Origin of the sequence: Arthrobacter vasquezii (genome assembly GCF_029455255.1) — a bacterium.
Classification (GTDB): Bacteria; Actinomycetota; Actinomycetes; order Actinomycetales; family Micrococcaceae; genus Arthrobacter_D; species Arthrobacter_D parietis.
In genome coordinates, this window is sequence record NZ_JAROKN010000001.1 from 36,735 (window position 1) to 50,634 (window position 13,900).

14 protein-coding genes and 1 pseudogene are annotated in these 13,900 nt (G+C 63.1%); 7 read left to right on the plus strand and 8 right to left on the minus strand.

Annotation, left to right across the window (positions count from 1 at the left end; translation table 11 throughout):
- Positions 1–3 precede the first annotated feature (3 nt).
- Complete coding sequence (locus P4U43_RS00185) at positions 4–1,515, plus strand: tripartite tricarboxylate transporter permease (RefSeq protein WP_277356914.1); 1,512 nt, start codon at positions 4–6, stop codon at positions 1,513–1,515.
- 6 nt (positions 1,516–1,521) lie between these two features.
- Here the strand turns inward: P4U43_RS00185 and P4U43_RS00190 are convergent, their stop codons facing one another.
- From P4U43_RS00190 to P4U43_RS00215, 6 genes are all read right to left on the minus strand, one after another.
- Complete coding sequence (locus tag P4U43_RS00190) at positions 1,522–2,244, minus strand: response regulator (RefSeq protein ID WP_277356915.1); 723 nt, start codon at positions 2,242–2,244, stop codon at positions 1,522–1,524.
- Positions 2,244–3,518, minus strand: coding sequence for a sensor histidine kinase (locus tag P4U43_RS00195; RefSeq protein WP_277356916.1), 1,275 nt, complete (start codon positions 3,516–3,518; stop codon positions 2,244–2,246). The genes P4U43_RS00190 and P4U43_RS00195 overlap by 1 nt, the downstream gene beginning before the upstream one ends.
- Positions 3,515–4,345, minus strand: coding sequence for an ABC transporter permease (locus P4U43_RS00200; RefSeq protein ID WP_277356917.1), 831 nt, complete (start codon positions 4,343–4,345; stop codon positions 3,515–3,517). Before P4U43_RS00200 ends, P4U43_RS00195 begins: the two co-directional genes overlap by 4 nt.
- Positions 4,342–5,271 carry an ABC transporter ATP-binding protein gene (locus tag P4U43_RS00205; RefSeq protein ID WP_277356918.1) on the minus strand — a complete coding sequence of 310 codons (930 nt, stop codon included), beginning with the start codon at positions 5,269–5,271 and terminating at the stop codon, positions 4,342–4,344. The genes P4U43_RS00200 and P4U43_RS00205 overlap by 4 nt, the downstream gene beginning before the upstream one ends.
- Positions 5,272–5,296: 25 nt before the next feature.
- The gene (locus tag P4U43_RS00210; RefSeq protein WP_277356919.1) at positions 5,297–5,986 is read right to left on the minus strand and encodes a DUF4386 family protein; all 690 of its coding nucleotides are present in this window, start codon (positions 5,984–5,986) and stop codon (positions 5,297–5,299) included.
- A 149-nt stretch (positions 5,987–6,135) separates the two neighbouring features.
- On the minus strand, positions 6,136–6,504 hold the full coding sequence (locus P4U43_RS00215; protein WP_277356920.1) for a DoxX family protein: 369 nt from the start codon (positions 6,502–6,504) through the stop codon (positions 6,136–6,138).
- A 280-nt stretch (positions 6,505–6,784) separates the two neighbouring features.
- Here P4U43_RS00215 and P4U43_RS00220 point away from each other — a divergent pair, with 280 nt between their 5' ends.
- On the plus strand, positions 6,785–8,341 hold the full coding sequence (locus tag P4U43_RS00220; protein WP_277356921.1) for an alanine/glycine:cation symporter family protein: 1,557 nt from the start codon (positions 6,785–6,787) through the stop codon (positions 8,339–8,341).
- 182 nt (positions 8,342–8,523) lie between these two features.
- Positions 8,524–8,787, plus strand: a complete 264-nt coding sequence (locus P4U43_RS00225) for a ribbon-helix-helix domain-containing protein (protein WP_277356922.1) — start codon at positions 8,524–8,526, stop codon at positions 8,785–8,787.
- Between the two features lie 247 nt (positions 8,788–9,034).
- Here the strand turns inward: P4U43_RS00225 and P4U43_RS00235 are convergent.
- Positions 9,035–9,151, minus strand: a pseudogene (locus tag P4U43_RS00235) (1-aminocyclopropane-1-carboxylate deaminase); the annotation flags it as partial.
- A 126-nt stretch (positions 9,152–9,277) separates the two neighbouring features.
- Between P4U43_RS00235 and P4U43_RS00240 the strand changes: the two are divergent.
- Positions 9,278–9,436 carry a TetR family transcriptional regulator gene (locus P4U43_RS00240; protein WP_277356923.1) on the plus strand — a complete coding sequence of 53 codons (159 nt, stop codon included), beginning with the start codon at positions 9,278–9,280 and terminating at the stop codon, positions 9,434–9,436.
- Between the two features lie 63 nt (positions 9,437–9,499).
- Here the strand turns inward: P4U43_RS00240 and P4U43_RS00245 are convergent, their stop codons facing one another.
- Complete coding sequence (locus tag P4U43_RS00245; protein WP_277356924.1) at positions 9,500–10,531, minus strand: LacI family DNA-binding transcriptional regulator; 1,032 nt, start codon at positions 10,529–10,531, stop codon at positions 9,500–9,502.
- Between the two features lie 219 nt (positions 10,532–10,750).
- Here P4U43_RS00245 and P4U43_RS00250 point away from each other — a divergent pair, with 219 nt between their 5' ends.
- From P4U43_RS00250 to P4U43_RS00260, 3 genes are read left to right on the plus strand one after another with little or no spacing between them, the layout of a single operon-like run.
- A complete protein-coding gene (locus P4U43_RS00250) occupies positions 10,751–12,124 on the plus strand; it encodes an ABC transporter substrate-binding protein (protein WP_277356925.1) in 1,374 nt (457 codons plus the stop codon).
- Positions 12,121–13,068, plus strand: a complete 948-nt coding sequence (locus P4U43_RS00255; RefSeq protein ID WP_277356926.1) for a carbohydrate ABC transporter permease — start codon at positions 12,121–12,123, stop codon at positions 13,066–13,068. The genes P4U43_RS00250 and P4U43_RS00255 overlap by 4 nt, the downstream gene beginning before the upstream one ends.
- Before the next feature lie 3 nt (positions 13,069–13,071).
- The gene (locus tag P4U43_RS00260; protein WP_277356927.1) at positions 13,072–13,896 is read left to right on the plus strand and encodes a carbohydrate ABC transporter permease; all 825 of its coding nucleotides are present in this window, start codon (positions 13,072–13,074) and stop codon (positions 13,894–13,896) included.
- Positions 13,897–13,900: the final 4 nt, after the last annotated feature.

A 13,900-nucleotide genomic window follows, 5' to 3' on the forward strand; every position in this document is an offset into this window, starting at 1 on the left:
GCCATGGACGTTTTTGCTGACCTTCTGGGCGGTTTCGCCAACGCCCTCGAACCAACGTATTTGTTGTATGCGGCGATCGGCGTCACGATCGGCACGCTGGTGGGAGTGCTTCCCGGCATCGGCCCGGCGCTGGCACTGGCTCTTCTGCTGCCGTTGACCTACGGCTTCGATCCCACCGGTGCCCTGATCATCTTCGCCGGAATCTACTACGGTTCCCTCTACGGCGGAGCAATTACGTCGATTCTGCTGAATACGCCGGGTGAGGCCGGGTCCGTGGCAACAGCTATCGACGGGTATCCGATGGCGAAGGCCGGCCGGGCCGGGCCTGCTCTTGCCACCGCCGTCATGGGGTCATTTGCCGCGGGCATCATTTCCACGCTGGGCCTTACTTTCCTGGCGCCGCTGGTAGCCAACCTGGCCAAGAGTTTCCAGGCCACCGACTACTTCGCGCTGATGGTGCTGGCGTTCGTGAGCGTCACCGCGCTCGTGGGCACCTCGATTATCCGCGGCATGGTGAGCCTCTTCGCCGGCCTGTTCGTGGGCCTGGTGGGGCTCGACTTCCTGACCGGGCAGCAGCGCTTCACCTTCGGTTCGACGGCGCTGCTGGGTGGGATTGACATCATCATTGTGGTGATCGGCCTGTTTGCCATCGGTGAGGCGCTGTACGGCCTGGCCCGGCTGCAGTACGCCAGGGAAGAACCGGTGGAGTTCTCCGGCCGGATCTGGCTGAACAAGGGCGAGCGCAAACGTGTCTGGAAACCGTGGATCCGCGGTGGCTTCCTCGGCTTCATCTTTGGCTCCATGCCCACGGGTGGTTCCGAAGTTCCCACATTCCTCAGCTACAACCTGGAGAAACGGCTCTCCAAACACAAGGAGGAGTTCGGCAAGGGCGCCATCGAAGGCGTGGCCGGGCCGGAAGCGGCCAACAACGCCTCCTTCTCCGGAGTGTTGGTGCCGCTGCTCACCCTCGGTATCCCGACGTCGGCCACTGCCGCGATCATTCTGAGCGCCTTCCAGATCTACAACATCCAGCCCGGTCCGCAACTGTTCGAGAATTCGCCGGACCTGGTGTGGACACTCATCGCGAGCCTGTTCATCGGCAATATCATGCTGCTGGTGATCAACCTTCCGCTGGTGAAGGTCTGGATCAAGATTCTCTCCATCCCCAAGGATCTGCTCTACACCGGCATTCTGGTGTTCGGCATCCTAGGCGTCTACAGCCTTTCCGGCAGCCTGACGGACCTGATGATCGTGTGCGCGATCGGCGTTGCCGGGTTCTTCATGCGGGTGTATGACTTCCCGGTTGCGCCCGCCGTCCTCGGTGCCATCCTTGGCCCGATGATGGAAACCCAGCTGCGCCGTGCCGTGTCGATCAGCCAGAACGATTTCTCGGTCTTCTTCACCCGCCCGCTGACGGTGGGGCTGCTGATTGCCGCCCTCGCGGTCCTGGTGCTTCCGACGGTGCTGCCGAAGATTCTGGGCCGGGCGAAGCGGGCGGAGTCGGCGGGGCAATAAAGGCAGCTAACCCCGGTCTGCAGCTTTGGCCAGCGATTCCCCCGCAGCCACCACACCGGTCTCATACCCGAGCACCACCGCATGCACCCTGTCACGCAGGCCCAGTTTCAACAGGATGTGCCCCACATGGGTTTTCACTGTGGACTCGGACAGGAAGAAGGAGCGCGCAATCTCTCCGTTGTTCAATCCTTTGCCCATCGCGGCGAAGATCTCCAGTTCCCGCTCGGTGAGTACCGACAACCGTTCATCGCGCTGAGGCACCACGTCGGGGGCACCATCCGGCAGCCGGTTCCCGAAGATTTCCAGCATGCGCCGGGTGATCCTCGGAGCAACGACGGCATCCCCGGCTGCCACCGTTCGGATCGCCTGAATCAGCTCAGCAGGCCTGGCGTTCTTCAACAGGAACCCGCTCGCGCCCGCACGCAGGCCGGCGAACGCATACTCGTCCAGATCAAATGTGGTCAGGATGATCACGCGGCTCTCGGGACACCGCCGGACAATCAGCGAGGTCGCCTCGATCCCGTCCATCCCGTCCACCCCGGACATCCGGACGTCCATCATGACGACGTCGGGTCGCAGCTCCGCGGCGAGCGCGGCGCCAGCAGCGCCGTCGTCGGCCTCTCCGACAACAGTGATCCCCGGCTCGCCGTCCAGCACCATGCGGAAACCCATGCGGATGAGTGGCTGGTCATCGACCAGCAACACCCGGATGTCCGCGTCCGCACTCATCACTCGGCCGTCACCGGCAGCACCGCGTGGACCCGCCACCCACATTCGGGCAGTGGTCCGGCCGTCACACTGCCGCCATGCACGGCGGCCCGCTCGCCCATGCCGATGATTCCTCGCCCGGTCCCCACGGAGGCGGCCGGCGATGAACGGCGACGGCCGTCGTCGTGCACTGAAATGTCCGTTTCGGTGGCTGAGTAGGCGATCGAAACCGCCACGGTCCGCGCTTCCAGCGAGTAGCGCAGCACGTTGGTGAGCGCTTCCTGGACGATGCGGTAGATGGTCAGTTCGCGGGCGGCGTCGGCATGGGGAACACCGGTCACCGAGTAGCGGATGGGCAGGCCGGCGGTCCGGAACCTTTCGACCAGCACCGACAGGTCTCGGGAACCGGGCGCAGGCTGCAGCTGGCCGGAGGAATCCGAGGAGTCGCCCAGGACGCACAGCAGCCGCCGCATGTCACCGATGGCTGACCGGCCGGTTTCGGACAGTTGGTCCAGAGCTGCCTTGGTGCGAGCCGGGTCGCGTTCAGCGGTGGCGGTGGCGCCGTCGGCCAGTGACACCATGACGGACAGGCTGTGGGCAACAATGTCGTGCATCTCGCGGGCGATGCGCGAGCGCTCTGCAAGGGTGGCGAGCTGCGCCTGCCGGTCCCGCTCGCGGGCCAGCTGCTCGGCACGCTCCACAAGGGAGCGAACCCGCTCGGCACGCGTGTACGAGTACGACCCGACCATCACCGCCACGGCCATGGACAGTGCAAGGATCAGCAGTAGGTTCCACTGGTCATAGTTCTCTCCGATCTGGTTGACCACCGCGCTCAGAACCGGAGCCCACAGTTGCAGCCCTGCGACCCCGACGGCGAAGGCAACTCCGGCAGCCAGCCAGGCCTGCCGCGGTGACCGGTAGAGAGCCACCGCGTACAGCGCGATCGGCACGGCGAGGATGTCGAGGTTGGCATCCAGTGACCAGGTAAGAACAGTGGTCAGGAGGACGACGGCGGCAAGCACCGTGAGCGGGTAATGCCGCCTGAAGAGCAGGGCGGCTCCCGTCAGTACGGCCACCGGAAGGTGCCAGGCGCTGATGCCCGGCACACCGGTTGCCAGCGCAACCGCCCGGATGATCACCAGGGGGATGGTGTAGACCAACGCAACAGTGCTGTCCACCAGCCAGGGGCGTGATTCGAGGAGGCGGCGGGCGCGTGGAACTGTGCCGGAGCGCAGGGCGTCCCCGTCCGGGAAGGGTTGTACCCACCCCGCCGGGGAAACGCCCGCCTGTGTCATGTGACATCTCTTCTTTTGAACAGAACTCCGGCAACGACGGCCGAGATGACTGCCCAGCCCAACAGGATGAGCAGACCGGTGAGAACAGCGGGCCAGCCGATCGCGTCGGCGGGCTGGTACAACATCATACCGGCGGTGGTGGGCAAAATCTGGGTGAGGAAGCCACCAATTCCGCCCGGAATCAGGACCACCAGCCCGGGTGCGAAGATCAGCAGGGACAGCACCACGCCCGCGCCCGAGGCAGTGCTGCGGAACAGTGATCCCAGCGCCGTGGACAGGATGGCGATCAACCCCAGGTAGAGGGAACCGCCGAGGATCACCTGGATGACCCGGATGTCAGCAATGTCGGCTCCGAGGCCCAGGCCCGCGAGCGCCGGCTGGACGCTGAAGAACGAGAGCAGCGATGACACCAGGCCCAGGAGGAACCCGGTGGCTCCGCTGAGGATCAGTTTCGCCAGGTAGACCGGTGTGCGTTGCGGGACGGCGGCGAGGGTCATGTTGAGCAGGCCGGAGCCGCGCTCGGCGCTGACAATGAGTACGCCGAGGACGGCCACCACATACTGGGCGAACATGTACCCGAAGGCCAGTGTGGTGACGCTGGGGTTCTCCCCCGCCTGGTCGATGATGACGGCCCGCGGGTCCGCGTTCACCTCTTCGGGGACCAGGGTGGTTGCGAGGATGAGCCCGGTGGACAGCAGGAAGGTAAAGAGAATTGCCAGTCCAGCGGCCCAGTAGGTGGAACGCAGTGAGCGGAACTTGATCCACTCGGCGGGCAGGAGCTGGCCCAGGGTCGGGCCGCGCCGGAGGGGGACGGTTGTGGTGGTCATGGTGTGCTTTCCTGGTTTTCCGGCGCCGTCTGGTATTCGACGGCGGAGCGGGTGAGGGACAGGTAAGCCTCTTCGAGCGAGGCGGTGGAGGTGGTGAGCTCGTGCAGGAGGATGCCGAGGGCAGCGGCGGCTCCGGAGACGGCTGCTGCCTCCAGCCCGGTGACCTCGAGCCCGCCGGTTGCTGTGCGGGTGACGGTTATTCCGGGTGCGGCAAGCGCCTCCGCCAGCCGGTCCGGGTCGGTGGCCCTGACCAGGACGCGGCTCTGGTCGGTGCCGGAGCCGAGGACGTCCTGAATGGAGGAGTCGGTGATGAGCCTGCCGCGCCCGATCACAATCAGGTGGTCTGCCGTCTGCGCCATCTCACTCATCAGGTGGGAGGAGAGGAAGACAGTCCGGCCTTCGCCGGCAAGCCGGCGCAGCAGCGTCCGTACCCAGACCACCCCGTCCGGATCCAGCCCATTGATGGGCTCGTCCAGAATGAACGACGCCGGGTCCCCCAGCAGCGCGGCAGCGATCCCCAACCGCTGCCGCATGCCGAGGGAGAAGGTGCCTGCCCGGCGCCTGGCCACGTCCGCCAGTCCCGTGAGGTCAAGGACCTCATGCACTCGCTTGGTGCCGATGCCGTGGGTCGCGGCGAGCGCCTCCAGGTGCGCCTGGGCTGTGCGCCCGTGATGGATGTGGTTGGCATCGAGCAGCACGCCGAGTTCGTGCATGGGGAATGCGTGCTGGTTCATCCGGTTGCCGTTGACGCTGCTGGTTCCTGCCGTTGGCAGGTCCAGCCCTGCGATGGCGCGCATCGTCGTCGTCTTTCCTGCTCCGTTGGGACCGAGGAAGCCGGTGACCTTGCCGGGTTGGACGGTGAAGGAGATGTCGTCGACGGCGGTGGTCGCGCCGAAGCGTTTGGTGAGGTTGCTGACCTCGATCATGGGGATCGCCTTTTTCTTTCTGGTCTTACAGGGCGCTGGGCTGCGCCTGGTGGGTACTGATCGCGATGGGTCGCGGACGAGTGGCGCTGTACGCGATCCAGGCTCCGGCGGCTGCGATCAGCAGTGCGCCGATGGACTGCGTGGGCAAAGTGGCGCCAACGGTGGCCATGCCGGTCACTACGCCGAAGACGTAGAACACGATGGTGGCGGCGATCCAGAGCGCTCCTGCCCAGGAGGGAAGGGTGCCTGAGCGCCAGACGGCGATGCCCAGCAGTACGTTGCCGACGAAGGCAAGCAGCAGGCCGAGCAGGAAGGTGAAGGTCATGGCGTCGGAGAATTCGACGTCCATCACGCCCGGTACTCCGTCGATGTAGGCACGGCCGAGGGCCGGCGTTGCGAACGTGGAGATCACGGCGGGTACAAGCAGCAGGGCGTGGCCCAACACGGTGGTCACCATGGCGGGCAGCGCCAATCTGGCGGTTTTGCCTGCGACCAGGTACGCGCCGAGCGCGAAGACGCCGAAGATCGCCAGGATGGTTCCGCCGGTACTGCCGAGTAGGTGGCTGACCAGGTAGGACGGTTCGCTGACGAACTGTGCCCAGGCTTCAGGGTTGGTTTCCTGATCCGGCTGCGGTTCAAGTGACGACCAGGCCGTCAGAAGTCCGTAGACGGGCAGGGTGAACAGTCCCGCGCGGATCCAGGAGGTGGTACTCATCAGTGATTCCTTTCAGGAAGCGGAACTCCTGATGGAGTTCACACTTCGAGAGTAGGAATCCGGCGAGTTGGCGTCGTCGGGCTGGAGGACCTCGCTTCGCAGGCGGGCGGTACCTGGGTACTAGGACCGATTGTGGTTCTTATCGGGGCTTACAGGGCCCACTTAGTTGAGCGGCCCCAGGCGACGAAGAGCGCGAGCAACAGGGCCACGATGTTGATGGTGAACCCCTTTTCACCGCGCGAGATGTGGAACGCGATAGAGAGGGCCATGATCAGCGCCAGTCCGATGGCTGCTGCCGGGATGAGGAAGGTGGCTACCTGGAAGATGCCGGGAAGGATCAGCCCCAGGGCGCCGAGGATTTCGAACGTTCCTGCGGTGCGTGCATAGCCTGGTTTTTCCTCTGCCCAGGTGAGTCCCTGAGCCACAATCTTGTCGATCGGCTGGAAGGCTTTCGTGACACCCGCAGCGAGGAAGAAAAGTGCCAGGGCACCAGCCACAATCCACAGCACAAGATTCATGACTTCTCCTCGTGAAGCCCCAACAGGGTAAGCATGCGCTCATCCGGCGGCTTTGGCTATGGGTATGAAGGCGAGCGACCGAAGTTCCTCCTCTTCCTGCGTGGGTCCGGGATGAGGATAAGTGGGCGCGGAACTGGTCCAGCGAATGGCCCAAATGGACCATAACGACCGTTTGTGAGAAGCTTCACACGTTTTGGTGTGGTGCGCGCCGCTGGGCCTACCGGCCCCCGCGCAGCACCAACCGCATACCCACGCTCTTCCTTGGAGGGAACCCACACACGTGAGCGGTGTCTTGTCAGCCATCAATGGCGTTATCTGGAGCGACTGGCTTGTCTATCTGTGCCTCGCTACCGGCGTTTATTTCTCGATCCGTTCGCGCTTCCTGCAGGTGCGGCATGTCAAGGGCATGGTTCACGCGATTGTCCGCGGCGAGAAGTCCGACTCCGGCGTCTCCTCGTTTCAGGCCCTGGCCATGTCCCTGTCCGGCCGTGTCGGCACCGGCAATGTCGCCGGCGTCGCCACCGCCATCGCCTTCGGCGGACCGGGCGCCCTGTTCTGGATGTGGGTGGTGGCCTTCCTGGGCGCATCCACGTCCTTCATCGAGTGCACCCTGGGTCAGATCTACAAGACGCGTGACCCGCTGACCGGCGAATACCGCGGCGGTCCGGCCTACTACTTCTCCCGTGCCTTCGCCCACACCAAGGGGGCCGGGTTCTTCAAGGTCTACGGCTACATTTTCGCCGCCGTGACCGTTGTGGCCGCCGGTGTTCTGATGCCGGGTGTGCAGGCCAACTCGATGGCTACCGCGATCGGCGGCGCCTGGACCATCCCGTCGCTGGTTGTCGCCGTCGGCTCGGTCATCCTTCTGGCGCTTGTCATTGTCGGCGGCGTGAAGCGCATCGCCAGCGTTGCCGCATTTGTAGTGCCGTTCATGGCCGTCGCCTACATCCTGCTGGCCCTTATCGTTGTGTTCGTCAACGCCGCCCAGCTGCCGGAGATCCTGGCCCTGGTGTTCCGCAGTGCGTTCGGCATGGATTCGGCTCTCGGCGCCGTCGTCGGTCTGGCCGTGATGTGGGGCGTCAAGCGCGGCGTCTACTCGAACGAGGCCGGCCAGGGAACCGGCCCGCATGCCGCGGCTGCCGCTGAGGTGTCGCACCCCGCGAAGCAGGGTCTGGTCCAAGCGTTCGCGGTGTATATCGACACGCTGTTCGTGTGCACGGCCACCGGCTTCCTGATCCTCTCGACCGGCGCGTACCGCGTCTTTTCCGGAGGTACCGAGGACGGCGAGGTGCTCGTCGAGGGCGGCCTGCTCTCAGCCACGGCGACAGTCGGACCGCAGTTTGTGCAGACCGGGTTCGACTCCGTCTTTCCCGGGTTCGGCGCCGCGTTCATCGCGATCACGCTGATTTTCTTCTGCCTCACCACGGTCATTGCCTACTACTACATGGCCGAGACCAACCTGCGCTTCCTCGTGGGTAACTCCTCGCACAGGGTGATTCCGGTCCTCGGGGCCAGTGTCGGCCGCGTGACCACCGTGGCGCTGCAGGTGGCGATCCTCATCGCCGTCGCCTACGGCTGCGTGAACACAGCCGCCGATGCATGGGCGATGGGCGACATCGGCGTCGGCCTCATGGCCTGGCTGAACATCCTCGGCATCCTGGTCCTGCAGAAGCCTGCTTTCACGGCGCTCAAGGACTTCGAGCGGCAGCAGAAGCTCGGGCTTGATCCGGTCTTCGACCCGAAGCCGCTGGGTATTGTCGGGGCCACCTTTTGGGAGTCCTACAAGCCCGCCGGCCGGGACAAGGACAACCGGGAGAAGGAATCCGCGCGGAGCTAGCACTCCTTCCGCGCAAGCCACACACAAGAACGACGACGGCGCCCGCTCCGGTGGGCGTCGTCGTCGTTCTCTGTAATGGAATCCGTGACGCTATCTCACGCTGCCCACTACCCAAAGGGACCTACGGCTCCGAGCCAACGCGAGCCATAGCAGCCCACACAATTACGTATTACGATATTGCCATGAGTGCAGATGAGACGATCAACGGTGTGCCGGTCTCCGAGGAACAAATCGAGGAATGGGCGGCCGAAGCCGAAGCCGGGTACGACGTCGAAGCATTGAAGAAACGGGGACGCGGACGCCCGGGCCGGGGCGCCGAGCCCTCGCAGGTCGTCGCCCTTCGTCTGACCTCGGAGGAGCTCGCCGCCATCGACGTGCGGGCGGCCAGGGAAGGGAAGACCCGTTCCGAGGTCATCCGCGAAGCGCTGGCCACTTTCGCTGCATGAAGGTCCACGATTCCGCGCTCAAGCACGGCGTCCTTCCCGAAGATGCAATTCAGGCCGCCACGTGGGCACTCTGAATCGAGGAGCTTGATGACCAGAGTCCCGGACGGCAGCTTCGGCTGGGGTTCGATACCCAGGGACGTTTACTGGAGACAGTCGTGCTCATGTTCAACAGCGGGAACGAGCTTGTCATCCATGCGATGAAGGCGCGCCCCAAGCTGGTCGATCTCCTCCCGTAGAGCCCAGGAGCCCCGATCGAGACGATGGTGTCAGCGCCCTCGGCGAGGATATCCGGGACGATGTACTCGAGCTTGCGGGTCTTGTTGCCACCGAATACGAGACCGGAGTTCACGTCCTCCCGCTTGGCCGGGACAACCACGTGAACGACGACGGCGCCCCCTCCCTGCGTGCTCGACGGCGCCTCGATACGGAGCGGGAAATCCACCGCGCAGCCCTCGAGCTGTTCGAGAAGCAGGGCATCCAGGCGACGACGGTGCAGCAGATAGCGGACCGTGCCGGTATCTCGTCTAGGACGTTCTTCCGGTACTTCACCCGTAAGGAACATGCGGCGTTGCCTGGGCAGCACCGGATGCTGGCGGGTGTGAGGGCGTTCGAAACTTTGGCGTCCAACCCTGCGGAGATGTTCCTATAGACAAATCAAACAGCTATTGGGGGTCAGCGGAGATCCTCAAGCCGGGGACGTAAGTGCCTGGGGTCAAAGGACCCCTCGCCGGCGCGGAGGTGCCGTTGTGCTTCGGATGATGAGTTCTGTCGGGACGATGATGGCTGGATCAAATTCTTCATGCTTCAGCGCGGCGAGTACGGTCCGACCCGCGATTGCGCCTTGTTCTCGCACGCTTTGATGCACTGTGGTGAGGTCAGCCAGTGCGCCCGCCGGGTGATCATCAATTCCTATGACTGAGATGTCCTCCGGTATTCGTAAGCCTGCCCTTCGGATCGTTCGAATTGCACCGAGCGCGACCTCATCCGAATGCGCGTATACAGCGGTGGGGGGATCTTTCAAGCTGAGCAGGCCGCCCATGGCTTTTGCGCCTTCTTCCCCTCCCCAGTCGACCGTCCTTACCAGGCTCTCGTCTGGAGCTATTCCTGCTTCCTCAAGGGCCGAGTAGTAGCCTGCGGAACGTTGGTTGGTTTTTGGCCATCCCGGCGCCAGAGGGGTCTCGGCTGCAATCATGGCGATTCGTCTATGACCAAGGAACAAAAGGTGATCCATTGCCTGCCTCCCGGCAATGTGGTCGTCGATGCACACGAATGGGTAGGAGGCGCTCTGACCGCCGGCGGCGACGATTGCCACGCCCATCAGTTCCAGGCGCTTGCGTTCCTGTTCATCCACGGGAAAAGCCAGTACTACCACGGCGTCAACTTTGCGTCTTGCCGGTAGTCGCTCAAAAAAGTGCCGGCGGTGATCGAGGGTGTCGATGTTGTAGAGAAGCAGGTCGAGGTCCGCACTGCGCAGCACCTCTTCCAAACCTGCGAGCATCTCCCCGAAGAACCAGCGTGAGATGTGCGGAACGACCACCGCAACCCGCCCAGTACTCCCCCCCGCTAGGCGGGAAGCTTCCGGGGAGACGACATAAGAAAGTTCTTCAGCGACGGCAAGCACACGCGTGCGCGTAGCCGCAGAAACGCCGTATGCGTTGTTCAGCGCCCGCGAGGCTGTGGACAGCGACACGCCAGCGCGGCCGGCTATATCGACGAGGTTTACCTTCTCCGAAACGTTGTACACGATCCGATTCTACCCGTTTATTCCATATATCTTCCCAATATTCGGAAGCGTTATCGAAAGCGCATCCCTCGATCACGAGGCTGACAAGTCAAGCTTGACGCAGGGGGAGGTGAGGGCTTGACGTAACGCAGGTCACTCACCGATAGTAGTTATCGGAAGCGTTTCCGAAAAGGATTCAGCACCGTACTCTCTTACCCAATATTGCTCCGGAGGAACCCAATGTCGCGTCGCCGCCCATCTTCGCTCGTCCCCACCGTCCGCCTTGCCCGTCCGAAGGTCCTGTCCCTATCTGTGCTGACCGGCACGCTCGTGCTCACCGGCTGTTCCGGTCCAGGGTCGGAGATTGATTCTGCGGGCACGGCACCCACTGATGTCAGCACCGATGTTGCGGGCAGCGAAGTCACTTTGAGAATGTTCGACGGGGCAGGTCTGACCGCGCTCGATGAGGCTCAGATCGCCGCCTTCGAGGAACAGAATCCCAACATCACCATCGAACTGACCACGGAGCCTGACGAGGTTATGAGCACCACGCTCCCCCGGGTTCTCGCTTCAGAAGACCCCGCGTGCATTCACCGGGTGGGAACGCTGGAAAGTCACGTTGAGGACTCCTTGCTGACCAGCCTCGAGCCATACGCGGAGGCCTATGGATGGAGTGAGATTCCTGCCTCTCAGCTCGTGCAGTACCGGGTAAACGAAGACGGTGTACGAGGTGACGGTGACTTGTATGCCATGCCGTCGGGATTCGTGCTTGAGAGCTGGTACGTCAACAGGTCCATGGCGGCCGACCTCGGCATGAACGAACCCCCCGCCACGCTCGAAGAACTCGAGACGGTGCTCGCCGCAGCAAAAGAAGCCGGCCAGACCCCCATCATGGTCAACAACGCCGACGGTGGTCTGGGACACGTCTACCAGTTCCTGCTGAACTACTACATGGGTGCCGAAGCCACCAATGAGTGGATCTTCCGTACGCCCGGAGCCACCATTGACTCGCCGGAGGGAATTCAGGCGGCCCAGACTCTCACCGAATGGATTGATGCGGGATACTTCAACGAGGATGCAAACGCTGTCGACGGGCAGCAGGCCCTTGGACGGTTCATGGCGGGGGAATCGGTGTTCCTTCCCTCCGGGAACTGGAACGCCGGCCCGATCCAGCAGAATATGGAAGATAACGCCGGGTTCTTCCTTGCTCCTCCTGTGGAGGCAGGCGCAGTGCACGTCGCCCAGTCGAATGCTGCATCACCGTTCGGAATTCCGGCCAACTGCGAAAACAAGAACGAAGCAGCCGCCTACCTGAACTTCCTCCGCAGCGACGAAGCCCGGCAAGCAGCCCTCGACAACGGCTATCTGCCCCTCGGTGAAGCCAGCGAAGCTTCCGCCCAGCCAACAACTGAAGGTGTTTTCGCCGATGTGCAGGCCGCCTTCACGCAACTTGCAGAAGATGACGGTGTGGTCGATTTCGTGCAAAATGCCACCCCCGGATTGCAGAGCAACGCATGGACACCGGAGGGGCAGCGACTGTTCGCCGGTGAAATCACGGCAGAGGAGTTCGTCAGCAACATCCAGGCCGTATATGAGGAAGAAATCGGACGATGACCTCCACCAACACAGCCGTGACGTCCGGGGCCGGAGCACGCCTTCCCCGGTCTAAGAAGCGACGGGCAGGCTCTCGCCGGTCGCAGGGTGCCCGCTGGGTGGGATGGTGGTTCGCGGTTCCAGCCCTGGTCATGTACGCGGTTTTCGTCATCCGCCCCGTTGCCAGTTCCGTCCAGATTTCCTTCTACGACTGGGATGGTTTCGGGCCGTCCACGTGGGTCGGACTGGATAACTACCGCCGCGTCTTCACTGACCCTGAACTGCTCGCAACCATTGGTAACGCCTTCTTCCTGATCATCTTCTTCACGGCCGTGCCGGTCGTTATGGGCCTGATCATCGCGGCCCTCATGCGGGAGATCAAAGGGAGGGTCTTCGGTGCAACCGCCCGGACGCTGCTCTTCCTGCCCCAGATCATTCCCGGTGCCGCCGCGGCCATCGCTTGGACATGGATGTATTCCCGCGACGGTGTCGTGAACCAGTTCCTGTCCTCAATAGGGCTCGAAAGCTTCACCCGCGCATGGCTGGGTGACTTCGACTGGGCTCTGCCCGCCGTGGGATTCATTGGCACGTGGCTCTCAACCGGGCTCTGCACCCTCCTGCTTATGGCAGGAATCGGGAAAATCGATGCAAGCCTGTACGAAGCGGCCCGGCTGGATGGTGCGAACTTCCTGCAGCAAACGCGTTCGGTCACACTCCCAGGGCTGAAACAGGAACTTGGGGTCTGCGTGACGATCACGATTATCGCCGCCCTCGCAGCGTTCGACGTCGTGTTCCTTTCCACTCAGGGCGGTCCCGGCCGGTCAACGATGGTTCCTGGGGTAGAGATTTATCGACTTGGTTTCGTCGAAAACCAACTCGGGCTCGCCAGTGCACTCGCTGTCGTCCTGGCGATTCTGGTTCTACTCGTCGTTGGGCCACTCCAGCGCGTCTTCAAGGAGCGTTGAGAAATGCAAACCACAACCCGTCAGCAACTGCCCGGCATTGTCCTGATGATCGCCGCGATGTTGTTCTCAGTCATTCCTCTGCTCAGCATGTTTTCCGCCGCGCTGCAGCCGCAAGGGACCGTGCCGGGGGGCATATCCTGGCCCGCCGACCCGCAATGGCACAACTTCGTCGACGCTTGGAATGCCGCGAACATCACGACCCTGCTCGGATCAAGCAGTTTGATCGTACTGGGGGTCGTGCCCGCACTCGTGATCATCTCCACGATGGCCGCGTATGCCATCACGATACTGAACATCCCACTCGGCCGGATTCTTTTCCTCCTGCTGCTGGCCGGCCTTACCCTTCCGTTCGAGCTCACGATCATCCCGCTCTACCAGCAGATACAGGACATGGGCCTATTGAACAACCGGTTGGGCTTGATCCTCCCGCTGATCGCTCTGAACCTTCCGTTCGCAGTGTTCTGGATGCGGGCGCACTTCCTGACGGTTCCGCAGGAACTCAGTGAGGCCGCTGGTGTGGATGGAGCAGGCAGCTGGAATGCGTTCAGGCACATCCATATTCCTCTGGCCGGGCCCGCGTTGGCATCGCTGGCGCTCCTGACGTTCCTATCGACGTGGAACCAGTTCCTTCTCACCATCGTGCTGATTCAGGACGCCGAGAAGCGGACGATGGCCGGGGCCCTGCAAGCTTTCGTCGGCCAATACAGCACCGACGTCGTGTTGTTGAACGCCGGGGCACTGTTGATTATGGCACCGGTCATCGTCGTCTTCCTCCTGCTCCAGCGACACTTCGTCAAGGCCCTGCTTCAGGGCGCAACCAAAGGTTGAGTCA